Origin of the sequence: Acidovorax sp. Root568, from assembly GCF_001427445.1 — a bacterium.
Taxonomy (GTDB): Bacteria; Pseudomonadota; Gammaproteobacteria; order Burkholderiales; family Burkholderiaceae_C; genus Acidovorax; species Acidovorax delafieldii.
Genome location: NZ_LMGP01000018.1, coordinates 538,566 through 563,340 on the forward strand (window position 1 = coordinate 538,566; position 24,775 = coordinate 563,340).

Annotated in this window: 26 protein-coding genes; 23 read left to right on the forward strand and 3 right to left on the reverse strand. The window is 61.3% G+C overall.

The genetic code is table 11. The features are described 5' to 3' along the window. Nucleotides 1-2: 2 nt before the first annotated feature. From ASD75_RS20245 to nagZ, 22 genes are all read left to right on the forward strand, one after another. Entirely contained in the window at nucleotides 3-551 is a 549-nt protein-coding gene (locus tag ASD75_RS20245) for a DUF177 domain-containing protein (RefSeq protein WP_056061340.1), read from the forward strand. A gap of 111 nt (nucleotides 552-662) precedes the next feature. Continuing rightward, nucleotides 663-845, forward strand: a complete 183-nt coding sequence (rpmF, locus tag ASD75_RS20250; RefSeq protein ID WP_005794249.1) for a 50S ribosomal protein L32 — start codon at nucleotides 663-665, stop codon at nucleotides 843-845. 107 nt (nucleotides 846-952) lie between these two features. Then, nucleotides 953-2,005, forward strand: coding sequence for a phosphate acyltransferase PlsX (gene plsX, locus ASD75_RS20255; RefSeq protein ID WP_056061343.1), 1,053 nt, complete (start codon nucleotides 953-955; stop codon nucleotides 2,003-2,005). Beyond that, nucleotides 2,005-2,982: a beta-ketoacyl-ACP synthase III gene (locus tag ASD75_RS20260; RefSeq protein ID WP_056747583.1), complete on the forward strand. Its 978-nt coding sequence runs from the start codon at nucleotides 2,005-2,007 to the stop codon at nucleotides 2,980-2,982. Before plsX ends, ASD75_RS20260 begins: the two co-directional genes overlap by 1 nt. A gap of 59 nt (nucleotides 2,983-3,041) precedes the next feature. After that, nucleotides 3,042-3,992, forward strand: a complete 951-nt coding sequence (gene fabD, locus ASD75_RS20265) for an ACP S-malonyltransferase (RefSeq protein WP_056747585.1) — start codon at nucleotides 3,042-3,044, stop codon at nucleotides 3,990-3,992. Continuing rightward, complete coding sequence (gene fabG, locus ASD75_RS20270) at nucleotides 3,989-4,747, forward strand: 3-oxoacyl-ACP reductase FabG (RefSeq protein WP_056747587.1); 759 nt, start codon at nucleotides 3,989-3,991, stop codon at nucleotides 4,745-4,747. Before fabD ends, fabG begins: the two co-directional genes overlap by 4 nt. Before the next feature lie 103 nt (nucleotides 4,748-4,850). Then, a complete protein-coding gene (acpP, locus tag ASD75_RS20275; RefSeq protein WP_003058049.1) occupies nucleotides 4,851-5,090 on the forward strand; it encodes an acyl carrier protein in 240 nt (79 codons plus the stop codon). Nucleotides 5,091-5,138: 48 nt separating this feature from the next. Beyond that, nucleotides 5,139-6,383, forward strand: coding sequence for a beta-ketoacyl-ACP synthase II (fabF, locus tag ASD75_RS20280; RefSeq protein WP_056061355.1), 1,245 nt, complete (start codon nucleotides 5,139-5,141; stop codon nucleotides 6,381-6,383). Nucleotides 6,384-6,583: 200 nt separating this feature from the next. Continuing rightward, nucleotides 6,584-7,027, forward strand: a complete 444-nt coding sequence (locus ASD75_RS20285) for a hypothetical protein (RefSeq protein ID WP_235511667.1) — start codon at nucleotides 6,584-6,586, stop codon at nucleotides 7,025-7,027. A gap of 6 nt (nucleotides 7,028-7,033) precedes the next feature. Then, nucleotides 7,034-7,660, forward strand: coding sequence for an RNA polymerase sigma factor RpoE (rpoE, locus tag ASD75_RS20290; RefSeq protein WP_015013192.1), 627 nt, complete (start codon nucleotides 7,034-7,036; stop codon nucleotides 7,658-7,660). 9 nt (nucleotides 7,661-7,669) lie between these two features. Then, nucleotides 7,670-8,320 carry a sigma-E factor negative regulatory protein gene (locus tag ASD75_RS20295; RefSeq protein ID WP_082522408.1) on the forward strand — a complete coding sequence of 217 codons (651 nt, stop codon included), beginning with the start codon at nucleotides 7,670-7,672 and terminating at the stop codon, nucleotides 8,318-8,320. Between the two features lie 194 nt (nucleotides 8,321-8,514). Next, nucleotides 8,515-9,417: a MucB/RseB C-terminal domain-containing protein gene (locus tag ASD75_RS20300; RefSeq protein WP_369817506.1), complete on the forward strand. Its 903-nt coding sequence runs from the start codon at nucleotides 8,515-8,517 to the stop codon at nucleotides 9,415-9,417. A gap of 182 nt (nucleotides 9,418-9,599) precedes the next feature. Beyond that, nucleotides 9,600-11,048 (forward strand): Do family serine endopeptidase, encoded by a 1,449-nt coding sequence (locus tag ASD75_RS20305; protein WP_369817507.1) that lies wholly within the window; start codon nucleotides 9,600-9,602, stop codon nucleotides 11,046-11,048. 510 nt (nucleotides 11,049-11,558) lie between these two features. Further along, nucleotides 11,559-13,367, forward strand: coding sequence for a translation elongation factor 4 (gene lepA, locus ASD75_RS20310; protein WP_056747592.1), 1,809 nt, complete (start codon nucleotides 11,559-11,561; stop codon nucleotides 13,365-13,367). Then, complete coding sequence (gene lepB / locus ASD75_RS20315; RefSeq protein WP_056747595.1) at nucleotides 13,367-14,341, forward strand: signal peptidase I; 975 nt, start codon at nucleotides 13,367-13,369, stop codon at nucleotides 14,339-14,341. The genes lepA and lepB overlap by 1 nt, the downstream gene beginning before the upstream one ends. Nucleotides 14,342-14,378: 37 nt before the next feature. Beyond that, complete coding sequence (locus ASD75_RS20320; protein ID WP_056747597.1) at nucleotides 14,379-14,741, forward strand: DUF4845 domain-containing protein; 363 nt, start codon at nucleotides 14,379-14,381, stop codon at nucleotides 14,739-14,741. Further along, the gene (rnc, locus tag ASD75_RS20325; protein WP_056747599.1) at nucleotides 14,742-15,425 is read left to right on the forward strand and encodes a ribonuclease III; all 684 of its coding nucleotides are present in this window, start codon (nucleotides 14,742-14,744) and stop codon (nucleotides 15,423-15,425) included. Beyond that, the gene (era, locus tag ASD75_RS20330; RefSeq protein WP_056061381.1) at nucleotides 15,422-16,426 is read left to right on the forward strand and encodes a GTPase Era; all 1,005 of its coding nucleotides are present in this window, start codon (nucleotides 15,422-15,424) and stop codon (nucleotides 16,424-16,426) included. Before rnc ends, era begins: the two co-directional genes overlap by 4 nt. Before the next feature lie 92 nt (nucleotides 16,427-16,518). Further along, entirely contained in the window at nucleotides 16,519-17,283 is a 765-nt protein-coding gene (recO, locus tag ASD75_RS20335) for a DNA repair protein RecO (RefSeq protein WP_056061385.1), read from the forward strand. Beyond that, complete coding sequence (locus ASD75_RS20340) at nucleotides 17,280-18,062, forward strand: pyridoxine 5'-phosphate synthase (protein WP_056061388.1); 783 nt, start codon at nucleotides 17,280-17,282, stop codon at nucleotides 18,060-18,062. The genes recO and ASD75_RS20340 overlap by 4 nt, the downstream gene beginning before the upstream one ends. Before the next feature lie 58 nt (nucleotides 18,063-18,120). Next, nucleotides 18,121-18,528: a holo-ACP synthase gene (gene acpS, locus ASD75_RS20345; RefSeq protein WP_056747600.1), complete on the forward strand. Its 408-nt coding sequence runs from the start codon at nucleotides 18,121-18,123 to the stop codon at nucleotides 18,526-18,528. 63 nt (nucleotides 18,529-18,591) lie between these two features. Continuing rightward, the gene (gene nagZ / locus ASD75_RS20350; RefSeq protein ID WP_056747602.1) at nucleotides 18,592-19,683 is read left to right on the forward strand and encodes a beta-N-acetylhexosaminidase; all 1,092 of its coding nucleotides are present in this window, start codon (nucleotides 18,592-18,594) and stop codon (nucleotides 19,681-19,683) included. Nucleotides 19,684-19,746: 63 nt separating this feature from the next. On the opposite strand, the gene ASD75_RS20355 is transcribed toward nagZ, so the two are convergent. From ASD75_RS20355 to lysS, 3 genes are all read right to left on the reverse strand, one after another. Next, nucleotides 19,747-20,406, reverse strand: coding sequence for a mechanosensitive ion channel family protein (locus ASD75_RS20355; protein WP_056747762.1), 660 nt, complete (start codon nucleotides 20,404-20,406; stop codon nucleotides 19,747-19,749). 62 nt (nucleotides 20,407-20,468) lie between these two features. Then, complete coding sequence (locus ASD75_RS20360; protein ID WP_056747604.1) at nucleotides 20,469-21,503, reverse strand: diguanylate cyclase domain-containing protein; 1,035 nt, start codon at nucleotides 21,501-21,503, stop codon at nucleotides 20,469-20,471. Nucleotides 21,504-21,575: 72 nt separating this feature from the next. Continuing rightward, complete coding sequence (lysS, locus tag ASD75_RS20365; protein WP_056747606.1) at nucleotides 21,576-23,120, reverse strand: lysine--tRNA ligase; 1,545 nt, start codon at nucleotides 23,118-23,120, stop codon at nucleotides 21,576-21,578. Nucleotides 23,121-23,239: 119 nt separating this feature from the next. Between lysS and ASD75_RS20370 the strand changes: the two genes are divergently transcribed. Then, nucleotides 23,240-24,766: a lipid II flippase MurJ gene (locus ASD75_RS20370; RefSeq protein ID WP_056747608.1), complete on the forward strand. Its 1,527-nt coding sequence runs from the start codon at nucleotides 23,240-23,242 to the stop codon at nucleotides 24,764-24,766. The last annotated feature ends 9 nt before the right edge of the window (nucleotides 24,767-24,775 follow it).

The following is a 24,775-nucleotide window of genomic DNA, read 5'->3' on the forward strand; positions in this document are numbered from 1 at the left end:
CCATGACCAAGGAATTCTCCGCACAGCGCCTCGACGTGAAAGCCTTCGCACAGGCGGGCGGTCGGCTGGCGGGACACGACTCGCTGCTGAAGTACGAACGCCTGGCGCAAGAGGCCAAAGGCCTGCACCCCGACCTGCTGGTGGACTGGGAGGCGACGGGCGAAGTGCGCACTGCCCTGGGAGGCATGGGGCAGGTCTGGCTGCATATCAAAGTGCGCGCCAGCTTCCCCATGGAGTGCCAGCGCTGCCTGACGCCGGTCGATGTGCCCCTGGAGGTGGATCGTGAGTTCCGCTTTGTGGCGGACGAAGCCACGGCCGAGGCCCTGGACGATGAGAGCGAAGAAGACCTGCTGGCCCTGAGCCGCGAGTTTGATCTGCACGAACTCATTGAAGACGAGCTGTTGATGGCTTTGCCCGTGGTGCCCAAGCACGACGAGTGCCCGACCTCGGTGCCGCTGGCGTCTTCGGACGACGATTTTGAAGAAGCCAACGCCGAAAAACCCAACCCGTTTGCCGCGCTGGCAGCCTTGCGCAAAGACGCCAAAGACTGATTCATCGACCCAAAAATCATTTGGGTTATAATCGTGGGCTTCACGCGAACCCCATCGTGTCTTTTTGGGCTGATCGCGTTTTTACCAACCTATTCCAGATCAGGAGCCATCATGGCCGTTCAGCAAAACAAAAAATCCCCTTCCAAGCGCGGTATGCACCGCTCGCACAATGCCCTGAATGTGCCAGGCATTGCTGTGGAACCCACTACCGGTGAAACGCACCTGCGTCACCACATCAGCCCCAACGGTTTCTACCGTGGCCGTCAGGTGCTGAAGAACAAGTCTGAAGCCTGACCTTCACTCCATCCAAAGGCCCGTTGCTACACACCCTGTAGCGCGGGCCTTTGTTTTGACCGTCGTATTCATTTCTCGGCCCCTCGGGCCGACCGGACAAGTCGCCCATGATCACACTGGCTGTTGACTGCATGGGGGGCGACCACGGCCCCCGCGTCACGCTCGCGGCGTGCCGCCAGTTTCTCGACCACCACCCGGATGCCCGTCTGCTGCTCGTTGGCCTGGCGGACAGCCTGCAATCGTTCTCCCACGACCGAGCCACCATCGTTCCCGCTACCGAAGTGGTCGCTATGGATGACCCGGTGGAAGTGGCCTTGCGCAAGAAGAAAGATTCTTCGATGCGCGTGGCCATCCAGCAAGTCAAGGATGGCACGGCTTCGGCGGCTGTGTCTGCGGGCAATACCGGTGCCTTGATGGCCATTGCCCGCTATCTGCTCAAAACGTTGGACGGTATCGACCGTCCTGCCATCGCTACCCAGCTGCCCAACGCCACCGGTGGTGCCACCACGGTGCTGGACCTGGGGGCCAACGTCGATTGCTCGGCCGAGCACCTGCTGCAGTTCGCCGTGATGGGTTCTGCCCTGGTATCGGTCCTCCAAGAGGGTAGCGAGCCCACGGTGGGCCTGCTGAACATTGGTGAAGAAGTCATCAAGGGCAGTGAAGTGATCAAAAAGGCGGGTGAATTGTTGCGATCTGCAGCTAATTCCGGCGATTTGAACTTCTATGGCAATGTGGAGGGCAACGATATCTTCAAGGGCACGGTGGATATCGTGGTCTGTGACGGTTTTGTGGGCAATGTGGCGCTCAAGGCCAGCGAAGGTGTGGCCTCGATGATCATCGGGGCGCTTAAAACCGAGTTTTCGCGCCACATTTTTACTAAAATGGCCGCTATCGTCGCCTATCCGATCTTAAAAGCGTTGATGAAGCGCATGGACTACCGCCGTTACAACGGCGCGGCGCTGCTCGGCCTGCGCGGGCTGGTGTTCAAGAGCCACGGATCGGCAGACGCCATGGCTTTCGAGCAGGCGTTGAACCGGGCGTATGATGCAGCCCGCAACAACCTGCTCGACCGTGTCCGGACCCGGATTGCGCACGCGGCGCCCCTGCTGGCGCCTGCAGATGCCCAGCCCCAGCCTGGCGTTGCGGCGACCGCACAATAATGAGACGTTATTCCCGCATTACCGGCACCGGCAGCTACCTGCCTCCCCGCCGGTTGACCAACGCTGATCTGGTTGCCGAACTGGGCCAGCGCGGTATCGAAACCTCCGATGAATGGATTGTGGAGCGCACCGGCATCCGGGCGCGCCACTTTGCGGCGCCGGATGTGACCGCCAGCGACTTGGGGTTGGAGGCTGCGCGCAATGCCCTGCAGGCCGCCGGCCTGCAGCCCACCGATATCGATCTGATCATCGTGGCCACGTCGACGCCGGACATGGTGTTCCCGTCCGTTGCTTGTATCTTGCAGAACAAGCTGGGTGCCAATGGATGCCCTGCGTTTGATGTGCAAGCTGTGTGCAGCGGTTTTGTCTATGCCCTGTCGGTGGCGGACGCCATGATCCAGACAGGTGCTGCCAATCGCGCGCTGGTGATTGGTGCAGAGGTTTTCAGCCGCATCCTGGACTTCAACGACCGCACCACCTGTGTGTTGTTCGGTGATGGTGCGGGCGCTGTGGTGCTCGAGGCCTCCGACACGCCTGGCATTCTGTCGAGCGACCTGCACGCCGATGGCAAGCATGTCGATATTTTGTGTGTGCCCGGCAATGTGTCCGGCGGCAAGGTGCTTGGGGATCCGGTCCTCAAGATGGACGGGCAGGCGGTTTTCAAGCTGGCAGTGGGTGTGTTGGAAAAGGCGGCCCACGCGGCCCTGGCCAAGGCCGGGCTGACCGAGGCCGATATCGACTGGCTGATCCCGCACCAGGCCAACATCCGCATCATGCAGAGCACCGCCCGCAAACTGAAGATGTCCATGGACAAGGTGGTGATCACGGTGGACCAACACGGCAACACCTCGGCAGCTTCCATTCCGCTGGCTCTGGACCATGGGGTGCGCACCGGTCAGGTCAAGAAAGGCGAAACCCTGCTGCTCGAAGGCGTGGGTGGTGGTTTTACCTGGGGTGCTGTGCTCCTGAAGTTGTAGCTGCTGGCGCAATAAGTACCTGCGCTACCGGCCGGTTTCATCATATTTCTGGATTTTTCATGAAGTCTTTTGCATTTGTCTTTCCGGGGCAAGGCTCGCAATCGGTTGGCATGCTCGATGGTTGGGGTGACCACCCGGTGGTGGCGCAGACCCTGCAGGAAGCCTCGGATGCTCTGGGTGAGGATGTCGGCCTGCTGATCAAGGAAGGCCCCAAGGAGGCTTTGGCCCTCACCACCAACACCCAGCCGGTGATGCTGGTCGCTGGCGTGGCGGCATGGCGGGTGTGGCGCGCAGAAGGCGGCGCAGCCCCGGTGGCCGTTGCCGGGCATTCGCTGGGCGAATACTCCGCTCTGGTGGCGGCTGGTGTGTTGACGCTCGCGCAGGCGGCCCCTCTGGTGCGGCTGCGTGCGGCGGCCATGCAAGAGGCGGTGCCTGTCGGCACCGGTGCCATGGCGGCCATTTTGGGCATGGAGGCTTCCAAGGTCATCGCTGGTTGTGCCGAGGCTTTGGCATCGTTCGGGCCAGGTACGGCTGAGGTGGTGGAGGCTGTCAATTTCAACGACCCGATCCAGACCGTGATCGCCGGTACCAAGGCGGGTGTGGACAAGGCCTGTGAAGTGCTCAAGGCGGCGGGCGCCAAGCGCGCATTGCCCCTGCCAGTGTCGGCGCCTTTCCATTCCAGCCTGATGAAGCCTGCGGCTGAAAAGCTGCGTATGGCGCTGGCGGAGGTTGCGCTTGCTACCCCTCACATTCCGGTGGTCAACAACGTGGACGTGTTGGTGCAGCAAGACGCTGATGCCATTCGCGAAGCGCTCTACCGCCAGGCTTTTGGCCCCGTGCGCTGGGTGGAATGCGTGCACGCGCTGAAAGGCCGTGGTGTGACGCACATCATTGAATGTGGCCCTGGCAAGGTGCTGGCAGGCCTCACCAAACGCATCGACCCTGAACTGGTCGGCGCAGCATTGTTTGACTCGGCCACACTGGCTGAAACCCGGGAGTTGTTGGCATGACGGAATCGACCCAGACAGCAGTGCAGGCGGCGCAAGTGGCGCTGGTGACCGGTGCATCGCGCGGCATCGGTGCTGCCATTGCCCTGGAGTTGGCGGTGCGCGGCTACCAGGTGGTGGGTACAGCCACCACGGATGAAGGCGCTGCGCGCATCAGCCAGGCGCTGGCGGCTTACCCTGGTTGCCGCGGTGCCAATCTGAACGTGAACGATGTGGCTGCGGTCGAGGCCCTGATGGACGCCATCGTCAAGCAGCAAGGTGGCCTGCATGTGCTGGTGAACAACGCGGGCATTACGCGCGACACTCTGGCCATGCGCATGAAGGACGACGACTGGGATGCTGTCATGGATACCAATCTCAAGGCGGTCTTCCGTGTCAGCCGCGCAGCGATCCGGCCGATGATGAAGCAGCGCTTTGGGCGCATCATCAGCATCACCAGCGTAGTGGGTGCGTCGGGCAATCCGGGCCAGGCCAACTACGCTGCGGCCAAGGCGGGTGTGGCGGGCATGACGCGCGCACTGGCCCGTGAGCTGGGCAGCCGCAGTATCACCGTGAACTGCGTGGCACCCGGTTTCATCGAGACCGACATGACCTCCGTGTTGCCCGAAGAGCAGCAAAAAGCGCTCAATGCGCAGATCCCGCTGGGTCACATGGGCAAGCCGGCCGACATCGCTCACGCGGTGGCGTACCTTGCCTCGCGCGAGGCAGGCTATGTGACGGGACAGGAGTTGCATGTCAATGGCGGCATGTACATGTAGTTATTGAAAGTTAACGCCGGTTCATCCGGACGGCGGGTCGTTTAGGGGCTTCTCCTTAAGCGGCTAGAATCGCGGATTCATTCACAACCCCCAGAGGGAAACCATGAGCGATATCGAAGCACGCGTCAAAAAAATCATTGCCGAACAACTCGGTGTGGAAGAGTCCCAAGTCACCAATGAAAAGGCCTTCGTGGCAGACCTCGGTGCCGACTCGCTCGACACGGTGGAACTGGTGATGGCTCTGGAAGACGAATTCGGCATCGAGATCCCGGACGAAGACGCCGAGAAGATCACCACGGTGCAAAACGCCATCGACTACGCCAACACCCACCAGAAGGCCTGAGCGGCGCCCTGCGCCTGACTCAAGCGATCAGCAGAAGGTTTTATACGCATGAGCCGTCGTCGCGTTGTCGTGACCGGCCTGGGTTGCGTCAGCCCCGTGGGTAACACGGTGGCCGAGTCCTGGGCCAATCTCCTTGCCGGCCAGTCCGGCATTGATCTCATCACCAAGTTCGATGCATCGAACTTCGCCTGCAAGATTGCGGGAGAGGTCAAAGGTCTTGACCTGGAGTCGTACATCAGCGCCAAGGATGCGCGCGCGATGGATACCTTCATCCACTACGGCATCGCTGCTGCAGCGCAGGCCGTCCAGGACGCAGGGCTTCCCACGGGTGAAGCGCTCAGTGAGGAGTTCGCCACACGCATTGCCTGCGTGATCGGCTCCGGCATTGGCGGCCTCCCGCTGATCGAAAACACACACGCCGAGCTGGTCAGCCGCGGGCCACGGCGTATCACTCCATTTTTTGTACCTGCGTCCATCATCAACATGGTGGCAGGGCATGTGTCCATGCGCTTTGGCTTCAAGGGTCCCAACCTTGCCGTGGTGACTGCCTGCACAACGGGCTTGCACTGTATCGGCGAGGCAGGTCGCATGATCGAATACGGCGATGCGGACGTGGTCGTGGCTGGCGGTACCGAATCCACGGTATCTCCGCTGGGCATCGGCGGGTTTGCCGCCATGCGGGCCCTGTCCACCCGCAACGACGACCCCAAGACGGCATCCCGCCCCTGGGACAAGGATCGCGACGGTTTTGTGCTGGGCGAAGGCGCCGGTGTGATGGTGCTCGAAGAGTATGAACACGCCAAAGCGCGAGGCGCCAAGATTTATGCCGAACTCAGCGGCTTCGGCATGAGCGCAGATGCAGGTCACATGACGGCACCCAACATGGATGGACCCCGCCGCGCCATGCTCAGCGCGTTGCGCAACGCCGGGATCAATGCCGATCAGGTGGATTACCTTAACGCCCACGGCACGTCCACTCCTCTGGGTGACATCAACGAAACCAATGCAATCAAAGCGGCCTTGGGCGACCACGCCTACAAGACCGTTGTGAGTTCCACCAAATCCATGACGGGCCACTTGCTCGGCGGTGCGGGGGGGATTGAGAGTGTTTTCACCGTGCTGGCACTGCATGAACAAAAAGTGCCGCCCACCATCAACCTGTTCAACCAGGATCCGGAGTGCGATCTCGACTACTGCGCCAATACGGCGCGGGACATGAAGATTGATGTAGCCGTCAAGAACAACTTTGGCTTTGGCGGCACCAACGGAACGCTGGTATTCAAACGCGTCTGATTGCGCGCATATACCAATCTCGGATTCGGTGGCAATACGTATCGCTCGTGGGCCTGCGGGCGATGTGTCATTGACTGTGGTGTCTGTCCGTCATCGAATTGGCGCTTGATTCGTCCGTCGAAGGGAGCTGTCTTGTGACGCGGCTTTCGAGACGGCCTCCCTCTATCCAATATTCGCTGCGTCGCAGTCGGGCGCTGAGCGTGCTGTTGGCTGCCTGGGTGCTTGCTGGTGGTGCCGTTTTGGTTGCCTGGATCGCTTTGGGTAGCCGTGCCGCGCATCTGTCTATCGCAGTGGCCCTGTGTTTCTGGCTGCCAGCGATGGCGGCTGCCATGCACTTTTGGTGGAGCCAAGCCCGTGGAGTTTTGCAGTTCGACGGCCAAGCCTGGACGCTGAACCGAGTGGCGCCGCCCACCAGTGTGCCGCTGACGCTTTCGGCGCCCCCTGAGGTGCTTCTGGATCTGCAGGCGCATCTGTGGGTGCGCATCTTGCTCGTCGGACATCCGCCGCTGTGGTTGTGGCTGGAGCGTTCTAGCCAGCCAGAGCGCTGGATGGACTTGCGCCGTGCGGTATATTCGCGCGCCAGATCGGGCGCTGACAACGCTGACGAAACCGCCCGGCAAGCTGCCCTAGGGCGTGAATACTGAGTATCCATGACTGTAATTCCGCCTTCCCCCTCCGAAGACAGCGACCTCCAACTGGTGGAGCGCACGGTAGCGGGCGACCAGCGCGCCTATGAATTGCTGGTCATCAAGTACCAACGCCGCATCGAACGACTGATCGGGCGCATGGTGCGCGACACGGACCTGGTGCAGGACATTGCCCAGGAAACCTTCATTCGCGCCTATCGGGCGCTGCATCAGTTTCGCGGCGACGCCCAGTTTTACACCTGGCTGTACCGGATTGCTGTCAATACAGCCAAGAAGGCGCTCATGGACATGAAGCGCAACCCGGTCATTTCCGAAAATGCATTCAGGGGTTCGGAGGACGAGGATGAAACTTCCCGCCTTGGACACGAACTAACCAGCGACGAAACCCCCGAAACTGTCCTTGCGGCCCAGGAAATCGCCCAGGTCGTGAATGCAGCCATGGAGGCCTTGCCCGATGATCTGCGCCAAGCTGTCACGCTGCGAGAGATCGAAGGGCTCAGTTATGAAGAAATTGCTACCGCGATGGGGTGCCCCATTGGTACGGTGCGATCTCGAATTTTTCGGGCGCGAGAAGCCATTTCGGCCAAAGTGCGACCCTTGCTCGAAAACCAGTCGGGCAAACGGTGGTGAGGTGATTGAATGAACAAGGCACAAACAGGTATCACCGCCTCGGCGGACGTCAGCTTGACCGGCGGACGGAGCGAACAGCTATCTGCTCTGGCGGATGGTCAGCTGCACGGCGATGAGTTTGCCGATGCGCTGGCCTGGGCGGCGGAAGACGAAGGACGTGACACATGGGCGGTTTACCACCTTGTGGGCGATGCGTTGCGTTCTTCTGATTTGGCGCGGCCAGCAAATCCAGCGTTTCTGTCCCGCTTGCGCGAAGAGCTGGCCAAGGAGGCTCCGCCACAGCGTCCCCATGTTCCAGCCCAACTGGGCATCGTAGCGACCCCTCTGCCTGTGGCTGCCAATGCTTCGGTTTTCCGTTGGAAGATGGTTGCGGGCTTTGCGTCGCTGGCCGCTGTGGCCGCCATTGGCTGGACTTCGTTCTCCCAACTGCAGGGGGCGGGTGGAGCTGGGGCTCAACTGGCCGCGTCTTCCCCCGAGCGTGCGACTGCGCAAGGCGCGCCTGTCGTAGCTGTTGCTGATGCGGACGGCCAGCAAGTGATGATCCGGGATCCTCGATTGGATGAGTTGCTGGCGGCCCATAAGCAGTTTGGCAGTACGTCGGCCCTGCAGATGCCTGCTGGCTTTTTGCGCAACGCTACTTTTGAGACTCCTGGCCGCTGAATCGTGAACGGTATGTCTGGCGCTGAGATAGTGTGATGAACCCCCCTGGAGTTGCGAAGGTCTTTGGAAATACCCGGGTTCGATGGCTTGGCTCGTTGATAGCCGCAGCGATGTGTGGTTTGTTCGTGGGGCCTGTCGCGGGGGCTCCTGCTGCATCCTCTGAGTCAACTACCACCGCAGTGGCCGAGCGCGACATGGCGCAGTGGATCGAGCGCATGCACAGCGCACCGTGCAGCCGAGCCTATGCCGGAACCTTTGTGGTGTTGTCGGCCAGCGGCGCCATGTCCAGTTCACGCATCTGGCACGCATGCGATGGCCAGCAACAATTGGAGCGGGTTGAATCGCTCAGTGGCACTCCGCGCACGGTCTATCGCCGTAACGACGAAGTTCGTACCTTCCTGCCCCAGGCGCGCGTTGTGCGGTCAGACCGCCGCGATGCATCTGGGCTCTTTCCGCGCGTACCTGTGGTCAGCGGTACATCGATCGCCCAGTTCTACACGCCCCGCCTGCTGGGGCAGGAGCGGGTGGCTGGCTTCGTGTCGGACGTGGTCTGGTTTCAGCCTACGGATACCCTGCGTTTCGGTTATCGGCTCTGGAGCGAGCGCGAAACCGGGCTGGTGGTGAAGCTGCAGACGCTGGCGGCTGATGGTCGGGTCTTGGAGCAAGCGGCTTTTTCTGAGCTGGATCTCAATGCGCCGGTGAAGGTTGATCAGCTGACGCGTCTGATGGACGCGACGTCGGGTTACAAGGTGGTTGCACCCTCAGTGGTCAAAACTACGGCAAAGGCCGAAGGTTGGGCCTTGCGCCAGCCCGTGGCTGGGTTTGTGCCTGTCAGCTGTCACCGACGGGCGATGTCTGACGCTCCGGATGCCTCCAGTGTCTTGCAGTGCCTGTACTCCGATGGACTGGCCTCGGTGTCGTTGTTTCTGGAGCCCTTCGACCCGCAGCGTCATCCCGCGCAGCCCCAGGTGTCCAGCATGGGCGCTACACAGCTGGTAGCCCAGCGTGGGCCGTCAGACACGTGGTTGACCGCAGTGGGAGAGGTACCTCTGCAGACACTGCGCCTTTTTGTAGGTCAGCTGGAGCGCCTGCGCTGACAGCCGCGCTGCAGATGACTGCGGGCCGCCATACCCGGTCATTTGGCGGTTTGTGTGGGCATGGAGGGCGTGACGAATGCGGGGAACCATTTGGCGTCACACTCTTCACAGTCACACACAATTCGTGAACAGCATTCGCCAAGAATCAAGAAAGGTCGAAGATGCCGAAGTTTGATGGAAGTATGTTGCGTTCGGTGGCAGTGGCATGCCTGATGGGTGGTCTGGCCACGGTCTCGGTAGCGCCCCATGCGGCGTTGGCACAACCTGCACCGCTGGTTCGGGGTTTGCCTGATTTCACCGATCTGGTGGATCAGGTGGGGCCGTCAGTGGTCAACATCCGCACCGTCGAGAAAGCGTCCAGTCGAGCCAACGCCAATGGCATGGACGAAGAGATGCTGGAATTCTTTCGCCGGTTTGGGGTACCCATCCCCAATGCTCCGCGTCAACAGCGGCCTCAACGGCCTCAACAGGAAGAAGAGGCGCAGCCACGTGGAGTGGGATCGGGTTTCATTCTGACCTCTGACGGGTTTGTGATGACCAACGCGCATGTGGTTGAAGGCGCTGACGAGGTCATTGTGACCTTGACGGACAAGCGTGAGTTCAAGGCGCGCATCGTGGGGGCTGACAAGCGCACTGACGTGGCCGTTGTGAAGATCGAGGCGTCAGGATTGCCTGCTGTGAAAGTGGGGGATGTGAGTCGCCTCCGAGTGGGCGAGTGGGTAATGGCGATCGGTTCACCCTTTGGGCTGGAAAACACGGTCACCGCGGGCATCGTCAGTGCCAAGCAGCGCGATACGGGTGACTACCTACCCTTCATCCAGACCGATGTGGCCATCAACCCCGGAAACTCTGGCGGGCCGCTTATCAACATGCGTGGTGAGGTGGTGGGCATCAACAGCCAGATCTATTCCCGCTCTGGCGGATTCATGGGTATCTCGTTCGCCATCCCCATGGATGAAGCCATCCGTGTGAGTGAGCAGCTGCGCGCTTCGGGCCGTGTGACGCGTGGCCGTATCGGTGTCCAGATCGGGCAAGTCACCAAGGATGTTGCTGAGTCGATTGGTCTGGGCAAGGCGCAGGGCGCTCTGGTGACCGGAGTGGAGGCAGGATCGCCCGCCGACAAAGCGGGTGTGGAGGCGGGCGACATCATCACGCGCTTTGATGGCAAACCCATCGAGAAGGTGGCAGACCTGCCGCGCCTTGTGGGCAACACCAAACCAGGCAATCGCAGTTCGGTGACGGTGTTCCGTCGCGGTGCATCCCGCGATCTGGCCATCACCATCGCGGAGATTGAGCCTGACAAGCCCGCCACCAAAGTAGCCGAGCGCGAGGAGAAGCCCAAGGCCTCTGCCGCTGCACAGCAGATCGGTTTGTCAGTGACGGAACTGACGGATGCCCAGAAGAAGGAGCTCAAGCTCAAGGGCGGGGTGGTCGTGGCGACCGCCACGGACGCGGCAGCACGCGCTGGCCTTCGGGAAGGGGACATCATCCTGTCGGTTGCCAACACCGAAGTGGCGGGCGTGAAAGAGTTTGAATCCGTGTTGTCCAAGGCTGATAAGAGCAAGTCCATCAACGTGCTGTATCGCCGTGGCGAGTGGGCTCAGTACGCGCTGATTCGCCCCGGCAGATAAGCGGCACAAGCGAGAACGAGGATGGCCCGGAGTCGGGCCATTCCCTACGTTTCAAGGTGGCCATTGTCGGTGCCTGGTTTTTTTTGAGGGGTTGGCAGGAAGCGCCCACACCAGTCTAGATGTTAGCTTTTGCTAACTTTTCAGAGGTCCATCAACCAGTTTCGATAGAATAGAGACTTGCGTTCAACGCTTATCTGCATATCGACGGGCGCTCTGTTCACGATGTGGGATGTTTTTGAGCAATGCACAGTTGATCCACAGCTCACCCACAAGTTGTCCAGCGTTGTTCTTGTGCAGACTGTGCATAAACTGTGTATAAAATTCCTGTTGCACCCTGGCAACTTCCCTTGGATGCCGAGGGTCGGGCTTTTTCAGGCGGCCTTTTTGCCTACAATGAAGCTCCAACTATCGCAGTTGCCAATGATTGTTGGTTCAGGGCGCGTCGCCATTCGACGCGCCCTTTTTTCTTGTGCGCACTGTTTTAATTCAATCACTTGACGCTTTCCGTTGATGAATCACATCAGAAATTTTTCCATCATTGCGCACATCGACCATGGCAAGTCGACGCTTGCCGACCGCTTGATTCAGCGGTGCGGAGGTCTTGCAGACCGTGAGATGGAGGCCCAGGTTCTGGACTCGATGGATATCGAAAAAGAGCGTGGGATAACCATCAAGGCGCAGACCGCTGCGCTGCAGTACAAGGCCCAGGATGGGCAGGTCTACAACCTCAATCTGATCGACACGCCAGGGCATGTGGACTTCTCGTACGAGGTGAGTCGTTCGCTGTCTGCATGCGAGGGTGCGCTGTTGGTGGTGGATGCATCGCAGGGGGTCGAAGCGCAGACTGTGGCCAACTGCTACACCGCTCTGGATCTGGGTGTGGAAGTGGTGCCGGTGCTCAACAAGATGGATCTGCCCAACGCTGATCCAGACAATGCCAAGGCCGAGATCGAAGATGTGATCGGCATTGATGCCACCGACGCGATTCCTTGCTCTGCCAAAACCGGTATGGGAATCGATGAGATTCTGGAGGCGATTGTTGCCAAGGTGCCCGCACCACGTGGCAATGCCGATGGCCCGCTGCGCGCGATGATCATCGACAGCTGGTTCGACAGCTACGTCGGGGTGGTCATGCTGGTGCGTGTGGTCGATGGCCGCTTGCTCAAGGGCGAGCGCATCAAGATGATGGCCACGGGCGCGGTGTACAACGCCGACAACCTGGGGGTGTTCACGCCCGCCAACGAGCCGCGCAATTCCCTCGATGCAGGGCAGGTGGGCTACATCATTGCCGGCATCAAGGAGCTGCAGGCCGCCAAGGTGGGTGACACCATCACGCTCGAGAAGAAGCTCCCCAACAATGCAGGGCCTGCTACGGACGCGCTGCCTGGTTTCAAGGAGATCCAGCCCCAGGTGTTCGCAGGTCTTTACCCCACCGAAGCCAGTGAGTACGACTCGCTGCGTGACGCCCTGGAAAAGCTCAAGCTCAACGATGCCTCGCTCCACTATGAGCCCGAGGTGAGTCAGGCGCTGGGCTTTGGCTTCCGCTGCGGCTTTCTCGGACTGTTGCACATGGAGATCGTGCAAGAGCGGCTGGAGCGCGAATTCGACCAGGACCTCATCACGACGGCCCCCAGTGTGGTCTATGAGGTGGTCAAGGCCGACAGCGAAGTGATCATGGTCGAGAACCCCTCCAAGATGCCTGACCAGGGTCGTCTGGAGGAAATCCGCGAGCCTATCGTTACGGTCCATCTGTACATGCCGCAGGATTATGTCGGCCCGGTGATGACGCTGGCCAATCAGAAGCGTGGCGTGCAGATGAACATGGCGTACCACGGTCGCCAGGTAATGCTCACTTACGAAATGCCGCTCGGTGAAATCGTGCTCGACTTCTTTGACAAGCTCAAATCGGTCTCGCGCGGCTACGCCTCCATGGACTACGAGTTCAAGGAGTACCGTGCCTCCGATGTGGTGAAGGTTGATATCCTGCTCAACGGAGAAAAGGTGGATGCCTTGTCCATCATCGTGCACCGTTCGCAGTCGCAGTACCGCGGCCGGGCAGTGGTTGCCAAGATGCGCGAGATCATCAGCCGCCAGATGTATGACGTGGCCATCCAGGCGGCCATCGGCGCCAACATCATTGCGCGCGAAACCATCAAGGCACTGCGCAAAAACGTGTTGGCCAAATGTTATGGCGGCGATATCACCCGCAAACGCAAGCTTCTTGAGAAGCAGAAAGCAGGCAAAAAGCGCATGAAACAGATCGGATCGGTCGAGGTGCCTCAAGAGGCATTCCTGGCCATTTTGCAGGTGGAAGATTGATGCAGTTCATGCAAATTTTGACGTCACTGGTGCTGGCGGCCTTCGTGGGCTATATCGGTGCCTGGTATACCGGAGCTATCGAGGGCAACTTTGCACTGCTTTTGTTTCTGGCGACGGTCGTCACCGGCATCTACTGGCTGGCAGAGCGCATTTATTTTCTGCCCCGGCGGCGCCGCGCGGCGCAGGCCATCGAGGACGCAGCAACTGAGCGGCGTGCAGAGCTGGATCGCATGGGCATCCAGAAGGTGGATGTGGATGTGCAGGAAGCCAAGGGCCGCATCCTCATGCAACCCTGGTGGCTGGACTGGACTGCGGGGTTGTTCCCAGTCATCGCTGCGGTGTTTTTCTTGCGCTCGTTTCTTTTCGAGCCTTTCAAGATTCCATCGGGCTCCATGATCCCAACGCTGCTCGTTGGTGACCTGATTTTGGTGAATAAATTCACCTATGGCATTCGACTGCCTGTCATCAACACACGGTTGACCGAGGGCTCCAGGCCCGTTCGCGGCGATGTTCTGGTGTTCCGCTATCCACCACAGCCCAGCATGGACTACATCAAGCGTGTCGTAGGGGTGCCGGGCGATGAGGTGGCCTACATCAACAAGCGCCTCACCATCAACGGTAAAGCTGTTGACACCAAGGCGTTGCCCGACTTCTTTGAAGAAGACTCCATGCGTTACTTCAAGCAGTTTGAAGAGCAACTCGGCGATCAGCCCCATCGGTTGTTGAATAACCCCGATGTGCCCGCTTTCGTACAAGGCGCCAGCACTTTTGCCTATCGTGAAAACTGCCGCTACAGTGTGGAAGGTGTCACTTGCAAGGTGCCGGAGGGGCATTACTTCATGATGGGTGACAACCGCGATAACTCACTGGATTCCCGTTACTGGGGGTTCGTGCCCGAGAGCAATATCGTGGGCAAGGCCTTTTTTGTCTGGATGAATTTCGGTAATCTCAAGCGCATCGGCTCGTTCCATTGAGTGCGGGCGCTTGCCAATAACATTGAGGGGGTCATTGATGAAGACATATCGCACTGCAAGCCGCTCAAGCCAACGCGGGCTGTCGTTTTTCGGGCTGATTTTTGTGGGGCTGATCGCCGTGGCGGCTTTTGCTATCGGAGGTCAATCAGTTCCGATCTTCCTGGAATTCGCTTCGGCGAAAAAGGCCATTGAAAAGGCCAAGGTGGAGAGTACGGTGCCCGGGGTGCGCGCTGCGTTTGATCGTGCTGCGGCCATTGACGACATCAAATCCATCAAGGGGTCAGACCTTGAGGTAACGAAGCGAGGCGACAAGGTGGTGGTGTCGTTCAAATACTCGCGCGAGATTCCTCTGGCGGGCCCAGCCTATCTGGTCTACCGCTTTGATGCGCAGACCAACTAGGTGCAGCCCGGTCTTTTAGCGCTGCAGGATCGCCTGCAGCATGTGTTTGCTGATCCTTCGCTGCTCCAGCGTGCCACCACACACCGCAGTTTCTCTGCGGACCATAACGAGCGGCTTGAATTTCTGGGCGACTCCGTTTTGAACCTGGCGGTGGCCAGCCTGCTGTACCAGCGTTTGTCTGCCTTGCCCGAGGGTGACTTGTCGCGGGTGCGGGCCAATTTGGTCAAGCAGGACACGTTGCACGAGTTGGCGGTACGACTCAAAGTCTCAGAGGTACTGCGCCTCGGAGAGGGTGAGGCGAAATCAGGGGGGCAGCAGCGCCCCTCCATCCTGGCGGACGCGTTGGAGGCCTTGATTGGGGCGGTGTATCTGGATGCCGGCTACACCAGCGCAGAAGCGCTGGTGCACCGTCTTTTCCAGGGCGTGGAGATCAACCCGCAGATGCAGGCAGCATCCAAGGACGCCAAAACCGCGTTGCAGGAGTGGCTCCAGGGCCGCAAAATGAGGCTGCCGCAGTACAAGGTGGTCGCGACGGTGGGTGCGGCCCACCGCCAGACCTTTGACGTCGAGTGCGATATTCCCGAACTGGGCCTGACCGAGCGTGGCATCGGCGGTTCCCGCAGGGCAGGCGAGCAAGCCGCCGCCGCGGCCATGCTGGCCACATTGAAAGCAAAGAATTTATGAATGACGCTACCAAAGATGTAGCTGCTGACCAGGGTGCTGAAAGCGCCCCGGTGCAAAACGATCTGGAAGCCATGCTGGCTGCTGCGGGGGCTCCGGCGGCTGTGCCCGGCCAACGCTGTGGTGTGATCGCCATTGTTGGCAAGCCCAACGTGGGCAAGTCCACCCTGCTCAATGCCCTGGTGGGGCAAAAGATCAGCATCACCTCGCGCAAGGCGCAGACCACGCGCCACCGCATCACGGGCATTCGCACCCTGGACCAGACGCAGTTCATTTTTGTGGACACCCCTGGCTTCCAGACCCGGCACGCCACCGCACTCAACAAGTCGCTGAACAAGACTGTGATGGGCGCGATTGGCGACGTGGACCTGATCCTTTTTGTGGTGGAAGCCGGCAACTTCACGCTGGCGGATGCCAAGGTGCTTTCGCTGTTCAAGCCGGGCATTCCCACGCTGCTGGTGGCTAACAAGCTGGACATGGTGCACCGCCGTGCCGAGCTGGCCCCCTGGCTCAAGAGCATGCAGGAGCGCCATCCGTTTGCCGAGTTCGTGCCCATGTCGGCCAAGAACAAGGGCGACATCGAGCGTTTGTTTGGCATCTGCGCCAAATACCTGCCCGAGCAGGCCTGGTGGTATGGCGAGGATGAACTGACCGACCGCAGCGAGAAGTTCCTGGCCTCTGAAACCGTGCGCGAGAAGCTGTTTCGCTTCACGGGCGACGAACTGCCCTACACCTCGACCGTGGTCATCGACAAGTTCGATGAGGAAAAGAGCAAGCAGCACAAACGCCTCGTCAAGATTGCCGCCACCATCGTGGTGGAGCGTGACAACCACAAGATGATGGTCATTGGCGACAAGGGCGAGCGCCTGAAGCGCATTGGCACCGAGGCCCGCCAGGAGCTGGAAAAGCTCATGGACGCCAAGGTGTTTCTGGAGCTGTGGGTCAAGGTCCGCTCCGGCTGGGCCGATGACGAAGCCCGGGTCCGCTCCTTCGGCTACGAGTAAGTCCCGAAAGCTGACTTCCCCGTCTTCCTGCGCACACACCCCGCAGCAGGCGTCACGGGCGATCCCTCCGTACCATTCATCCCCGCAGCACCGTGGCCGTAGCCAAGCGCATTTCTGATGAACCTGCGTTCGTGCTGCACAGCTACGACTGGAGCGAATCCAGCCTGATCCTGGAGGTCTTCTGCCGCCAGCAAGGGCGGACCGCACTGGTGGCCAAAGGGGCCAAGAAGCCCAGCTCCAACTTCCGCCCGGTGCTGCTGCCGCTGCAGCCCTTGCTGGTGACCTACACGCTCACGGGCGATGGCCATGCGGACATCCACACGCTCAAGGGCGCTGAATGGGTGGGGGGGCATGTGATGCCCACGGGCGATGCGCTGCTGTCGGGCATGTACCTCAATGAACTGCTGCTGCGCCTGCTGGCGAGGGCAGACCCGCACCCTGCATTGTTTGATGCCTATGCAGGAGTGGTGCGCGTGCTGGCCAGTGAGCATGGCGATGCGCTCGAGGCGGTGCTGCGCAGTTTTGAGCTGCTGCTCCTGCGCGAGATCGGCCTCTTGCCGGGACTGGACGTGCAGACCATGACCTTCGCCCCCCTGGAGCCGGGCACCCGCTACACCCTGGTGCCCGAAGGCGGCTTGCGTGCCGCGTCGGCAGCGGACCGCGCAGGCCTGCTGGGCAGCCAGTGGCGGGCCCTGCAGCATGGTCTGGATGACGTGGCCAGCTACACCGCCACCTTGCGCGCATGTGCCCCCGTGGCGACCGAACTCAAGCCGCAGCTGCGTGCCCTGCTGCAATACCATTGCGGCAGCCCGACGCTGCGCACCCGCCAGCTCATGATTGATTTGCAGGCCCTATGAATCCATCCTCTCACTCTCCCCAGCGCACCGCCTTGTCAGTCAACGTCAACAAGGTGGCCTTGGTGCGCAACACGCGACACCTGGGCATTCCCAGCGTCACCCGCGCGGCCGAGTTGTGCCTGCAAGCGGGTGCGCAGGGCATCACGGTGCACCCCCGGCCCGACGAACGCCACATTCGCGGCCAGGACGTGCATGAGCTGGCAACCCTGATGAAGGCCTGGCCCGACCGCGAATACAACATCGAGGGCAACCCGTCGCAGAACCTGATGGATTTCATTCGCCAGGTGCGCCCCCAGCAGGCGACTTTTGTGCCTGACAGCGAGGACCAGTTCACCAGCGACCACGGCTGGAGCTTTCCGCAAGATGCCGAGCGCCTGGCGCCCCTGGTGGCCGAATGCAAGGCCCTGGGTGTGCGCGTGAGCCTCTTCATGGACCCGGTCCCTGAGCAAATGGCTGCGGCCAAGGCCGTGGGAGCCGACCGGGTGGAGCTGTACACCGAGCCCTATGCCGCCGCCTGGGGTTCGGCACAGCAGGCGGCCGAGCTCAAACGCTATGCCGCAGCCGCCCAGGCTGCGCTGGACGTCGGATTGGGCGTCAACGCTGGCCATGACCTCAACCGGGACAACCTTGCTGCTTTTGTGCGCGAAGTGCCGGGCGTTCTGGAGGTCTCGATTGGCCATGCGCTGATTGCTGATGCGCTGGAGCTGGGCTACGCCGCAACCGTGCAGGCGTACCTGGACTGCATTGCCCAGGGCTTTGTGGGCGCAGGAAACTCCTGATTTGATAGCTGCGGAGGCATGTTTCACTAGCGCTTCTAGCCATTTTGATTGAAATTTCATGATCTACGGCATCGGCACCGACATCTGCGACGTGCGCCGCATCGCGGCCAGCCTGGCGCGCCACGGCGACCGCTTTGCTGAAAAGGTGCTGGCCGAGGGCGAACTGGCCACCTGGCGTGAACGCAGCGCGCGCTGGCCCGACCGGGGTTTGCGCTACCTGGCCACCCGGTTCTCGGCCAAGGAGGCTTTCAGCAAGGCGATCGGTCTGGGCATGCGCATGCCGATGACTTGGCGCCACTGCGAGGTCGCCAAGCTACGCAGCGGCCAACCTGTCATCGTGCTGCACGGCGCGCTCAAGGAATGGTTTGAGGCCCAGGGCTTGCAGGCGCACCTGAGCGTGACCGACGAAACCGACTACGCCGCCAGCTTCTGTGTGGTAGAAAAAATCCAAACCAAATTACCTTGAGGCGCATGATTCATATGTGCTGATAGCTATCAATTGAGTAGCAATTGACCCTTGAAACGTCCCATGACTGAACACGCACCCCTGATCCTCGACGTCGCTGGCACCACCCTCAATGCCGATGACCGCCGCCGCCTGGCGCACCCACTCACGGGGGGGATCATCCTGTTTGCCCGCAACTGGGAAAACCGCGCACAGCTGCTGCAGCTCACCAGCAGCATCAAGGCCGTGCGCGACGACCTGTTGATCTGTGTGGACCACGAAGGCGGCCGTGTGCAGCGCTTTCGCACCGATGGTTTCACCCACCTGCCGCCCATGCGTGCGCTGGGAGAGATGTGGATGGATGACGGCAAGGGTGCCAAGGCTGTGCCCGGCAGCGGGGCCCTGCGCGCCACCAATGCGGCCACGGCGGCGGGTTATGTGCTGGGTACCGAATTGCGCGCCTGCGGTGTGGACTTCAGCTTCACGCCCGTGCTCGACCTGGATTGGGGCGAAAGCGGAGTGATTGGAGACCGGTCCTTCCACCGCGACCCCCGTGTGGTGGCGCTGCTGGCCAAGAGCCTCATGCACGGCCTGCTGCAGGCGGGCATGGCCAACTGCGGCAAACACTTCCCTGGCCACGGCTTTGTCAAGGCGGACTCGCACACCGAGGTACCCGTAGACAAGCGCAGCCTCAAGGCCATCCTGGCCGACGATGCGGCGCCTTACCCCTGGCTCAGCAGCACCCTCACCAGTGTGATGCCGGCCCATGTGATCTACCCCAAGGTGGACAGCCGCCCCGCCGGTTTCTCGCAGCGTTGGCTGCAAGACATCCTGCGCCGTCAGATGCGTTTTGACGGCGCGATCTTCAGCGACGACCTCAGCATGGAAGGTGCCCGCCGCCTGGACGGCCAGGTGGTCAGCTACACCGATGCCGCCGTGGCGGCGTTGGAAGCGGGTTGCGACCTGGTGCTGCTGTGCAACCAGAGCGTGGGTGAGGGCAAGGCGGTGGACGAACTCATCACGGGCCTCGACAACGCCCGCAACCAGGGGCGCTGGCAACCCAGTGTGGACAGCGAATCCCGCCGCCTGGCGTTGCTGCCCGAAACCCTGCCGCAAGCCTGGGATGAACTGATGTACCAGCCTGCCTACCTGCAGGCGCTGGACCTGTTGCCCTGACCTGCGTGTGGTGGTGTGTCCGGTACGGGTGCCACACCCCTTGCGGTGCCGCGTGGTTACCCGCTAGGGCGTGTTGACGGGCCCTGGCGTCACAGGCGTCGGTGCGGCCGGTGAGGCATTGGCTGCCGCATCCGCAGTGGCCGCAGGCGGGGCAGGGGGCGGCGGCACTCCTTGAAACCTGCGCACCACGCGCTGGAACACCAGCGCATTCGGAATCTGCAGCCAAGCCGTGTGATCGGTGGCTGCGCCGTGGTCTTCCAGCGTGGTGTAAAGCAGGTTGATGTCCACCACGCGCCCCTTGGCGCCAGGCTTCTCTGCGGTGTCCAGCACCTCGATGTAGTCGCCGATCTTGAAGGGCCGCACGGTGAAGATCAGCAGCGCACAAAACAGGTTGGACAGCACGCTCCAGGCCGCGAAGAACGCGACGGCACCCACAGTGGCAAAACCGGTGAAGGCGGTCCAGAGCACCGTGGCCGACACCCCCATGCGCTCCAGCACCAGCAGCACGGCGCTGGCAATGATGAGCCAGCGGATCAGGCCGTTGATGGGCACCAGCAGTTCATTGGGCAACTGGTAGTGGGCGCTGGCACGGCGCACCAGGCGCCTCAGTGTGCGCTGCAACAGCCAGGCGACAAACAGAATCAGCAGGATCTGCGAGCCAGGAATGATGACCTCAAGCCAGTCCTGCATCCACTCGGGCAGTCGGGTTTTCAGAACTTGCATGCGGGAGACGGCGGTACGGGCGTTGCGTTCAGTCGCGTCGAACGAGAAGAAGTGGAAGAAACTCAATTGCGCAATTGCTCCACGGTGTCCATTTGCATTTCAAAACTGAAGAAGCGGTTGCGGCCCTGGGCCTTGGCGGCATAGAGCGCCTGGTCGGCCCGCATGATCATGCTCTCGGCGTTGGTGCTGTCGTCGGGCACGCAGGTGGTGATGCCACCCGACAGGGTCAGCGTGTCGCCCAGTGGGGAGTCTGCGTGTGCAATGGCGCGCACCTTGAGCAGCTGCCCCAGGGCGCGTGCAAAGGTCATGGCGCCGGAGCGGGGTGTGTTGGGCAGGATGAGTGCGAACTCTTCCCCCCCGTAGCGCGAGGCCACGTCCCGGGGGCGCACACAGACCTCGCGCAACAGGCGGCCCACCTCTTTCAGGCAGGCGTCTCCTTGCACATGGCCGCTGGCGTCGTTGAAAAGCTTGAAGTGGTCCAGATCGCACAGCATCAGCGTGAGCGGCGTGCCGTCGCGTCGCGCGGCCAGGATCTCGTTGTGCAGGATGCGGTCAAACCCGCGGCGGTTGACGAGGCCCGTGAGCGCATCGATTTCCACCATCTCGTTAAGCCGCTGATTGGCGACATGCAACTCGGCCGACATCGACACCAGCCGTCGGCGCATGTCCAGCAACCGCCGCATGGCGCGCAGCTTGGCCATCAGCACGATGGGCTTGACGGGTTTGACCAGGTAGTCGTCGCCCCCCACCTCAATGCCGCGCCACACATCCAGTTCGTTGTCCAGGCCCGACAGGAAGATGATGGGCGTCCAGTCCCCCGCCTCGCTCTCACGCATCTGCTGCGCCACCCAGTAGCCATCCTGGCCCGGCAGCTTGATGTCCAGCAGCACCAGATCGGGCCGGTGGGTCTTGAACAGATGCAGCGCAGCCGGGCCCTCGGGTGCCTCGAAGATGTCTGACACCCCCGCCCGCCGCAGTTCGGCCACCAGCGCCGCGCGCACGGACCCCTGGTCTTCGACCACCAGTACCGAAAAAGCATTGCCCGAAGGCAGGGGCTCGTTGGCAGGGTAGGGCGCATTGCTGGAGCTGAAGGGCACGGTATGTCTCCTTGGTGCCTAGTGACCGGTAGAGGGGGCGGTCGCTGACCGCCCTCCGACGCAAATCAGGCCTCAGGACTCGCGGCGCAGCGCAGGGAACAGAATCACGTCGCGAATGCTGGGGCTGTCAGTCAGCAGCATCATGAGGCGGTCAATACCAATACCGCAACCCCCCGTGGGTGGCATGCCGTACTCCAGTGCGCGCACGAAGTCGTGGTCGTAGAACATGGCTTCGTCGTCGCCACTGTCTTTGGCGGCCACCTGGGCATGGAAGCGTGCGGCCTGGTCTTCGGCGTCGTTCAGCTCGCTGAAGCCGTTGCCGAACTCGCGGCCGGTGATGTACAGCTCAAAGCGCTCGGTCACCTCGGGGCGGGTGTCGTTGGCACGTGCCAGGGGCGAAATTTCGGTGGGGTGTTCCATGATGAAGGTGGGCTGCCACAGCTTGTCTTCCACCGTTTCTTCAAAGTACAACACCTGCAGGCTGGCCAGCGTGCGGGTCGAGAGCTTGTCCTTCCCTTCGGTCATGCCCAGCTTCTTCAATGCACTGATGAGCCAGGCGGCATCGTCCACATGGGCACCGGCCTCGGTGTACTGGAAGATGGCTTCGCGGATGGTCAGGCGGGCAAACGGCTGGGTCAGGTCCACCGCGCGGCCCTGGTAGGTCATCTGCAGCGAGCCCGTGGCCTTGAGCGCCACTTCACGGATCAGCGTCTCCGTGAAGTCCATCAGGTCCAGGTAGTTCCAGTACGCCGCGTAGAACTCCATCATGGTGAACTCGGGGTTGTGGCGCACCGAGATACCTTCGTTGCGGTAGCTGCGGTTGATTTCGAACACGCGCTCGAAGCCGCCCACGATCAGGCGCTTGAGGTACAGCTCCGGAGCGATGCGCAGGTACATCTCCTGCTCCAGCGCGTTGTGGTGCGTCACGAACGGCTTGGCATTGGCGCCGCCCGGTATGGGGTGCAGCATAGGCGTCTCGACTTCGAGAAAACCGTGGCTCACCATGAACTCGCGCAGGCCGCTCACGGCCTTGCTGCGGGCCACGAAGCGCTTGCGGGCTTGCTCATCGGTGATCAGGTCCACATAGCGCTGGCGGTACTTCTGCTCCTGGTCGGCCATGCCGTGGAACTTGTCGGGCAGCGGGCGCAGGCTCTTGGTGAGCAGGCGCAGGCTGGTCACCTTGACCGACAGCTCGCCGGTCTTGGTCTTCATCAGCAAGCCTTCGGCACCAACGATGTCGCCCAGATCCCAGTGCTTGAAGGCCGCATATAGCTCTTCGCCCACAGCGTCACGGGTCACATAGAGCTGTATACGCCCACCCACTTCGCCCAGCGAGCCATCCTGGATCGTGGCGAAGCTGGCCTTGCCCATCACCCGCTTGAGCATCATGCGGCCGGCCACAGACACATTCACCGGCGTGGCTTCCAGAGACTCGTTCGTGGCAGCGCTGTGTTCCAGGTGCAACTGGGCAGCCTTGTGGCCGGGCTTGAAGTTGTTGGGAAAAGCAACGCTACCGCCGTTGGCCTGGGCTTCGCGCAGAGCGCGGAGCTTTTCGCGGCGCTCGGCGATGAGCTGGTTGTCGTCCTGAGGGGGGAGGGAGGTGGTGGTGTCAGACATGGAGAGCCGCCCGCAAATGGAGGCGTTCAGAGGCGTTATTCGAACCAAAACCCGTGATTTTAGTTTTTTGCACGTGCCGTGGGGTGCTTGTTCCCGTCTGAGCCCGGATAATTTGCCGCATGTTTCTTAAAGCGGGCCTCCTCTCACTGCTGTTGCTGCTGGTCAGTCGCGTATTGGGGGTGTTGCGCGAAACGGCATTGGCCGCTGCTTTTGGCAGCTCAGGCATGGCAGATGTGGCCATTGTCATGTTGACCCTGCCGGATTGGCTTGCGGGCGTATTCGTCAGCGGTGCGTTGGCCTATGTTCTGCTTCCGCATTGGGCGAGAGAGTCAGCCGCGCAGCAAAATGCCACACAACATCGCGTTGCCACGTATCTGCTGTGGGGAAGCATCCTGCTTGCAAGTGTGATGATGGCGGCCCATGCTTCATTGGGGGCTCTGCTGGTGCCGGGAGTATCGCTTTCCCTTGAGGGCTCAGTCGGTCAAGCGGTGGTTTGGAGTGCTTTTGCCTTACCCGCCGCCATGCTGGCGGGTCTGTGGGCAACGCGGCTGCAGCATGAGAAGGACTTCCTAGGTATGTATAGCGCGAACCTGGTGGTCAATGGCGTGTTGATCACAGCGCTGGTCTTTTGGAGCACGCGTGGATCTGCGACGGGCGAAGGGGCGGTGCCAACGTTGGGTGTCTTTCTGTTGGTAGCGGTCTTCATGAGGCTGCTGTGGCAGGGCTGGCGCATGCGACCGCTGTACCGCCACGGCAACTCGCTGCCCTCTTCTTCCATCGCGCCTGGCCCTTTGCCCGGCTGGCGCATCTGGATATGGGCGGTTTTGGGGGCCGGTCTGCCACTGACCTTGCCCTTCGTGGCGCGTACCTTCGCGTCTGGCGCTGGTGAGGGGGCTCTTGCTACCTTCAACTATGCATGGAAACTGGTGGAGTTGCCGTTGGTTCTGGCGATCCAATTGGTAGCGTCGCTGGCTTTCCCCGCCATCGCCCACGCCCACGGCAGGCAAACCGACTCTGAAAATTCAAACGGGGAAGCGATGGCATCTGCCGTACGCAGCGCCCTGATATTGGCCTGGACATTGGCCTGCGCAGCAGCAGCAGCGTTGTTGGTGGGGGCTCCCGCTATCTCCAGTGTGCTCTTCGGCTGGGGGCGCATGCAAGCCTCAGCGTTGGTGCAGATTGCAGCCTGGGGTAGTGTGGGTGCCTGGGGCTTGTTGCCGCAAGCACTTTTGGCAGTGGCTTTGACTATTTTGGCCACTGTAGGGCGCATGCGTTTTGCAGTGCTGGCCTATGCGCTCGCCCTGGCGATAGTGCTCGTTGCTGGAGCCATGGGTTACACGGCGGGGCACCAGCTGATGTGGGCTCTGAATGCGGGGTTCCTTGGTGCTGCGGTGGTGGCTTGGGGCGCGCTGGGCGTGCCTGCCATGCGGCGCTGGGTTCCGGTGGGGGCCTTGCTGTCGCCCTTTTTCATGCTGGTGGCCTGGGTGGCCGTGACGCAATGGCTTGGCCTTGCGGGAGCAACACCTTCTTCGATTCCTGGATCAAAACAGGCTCAAGCGTTTCTTCTATCTGCGGTAGCTGCTCTCTTTGTTGTAGCGTCTGGTTGGTTCGTTGGCCCCGGATTGCGCCAAGCCCTGCGGTCATAATCCGATCCC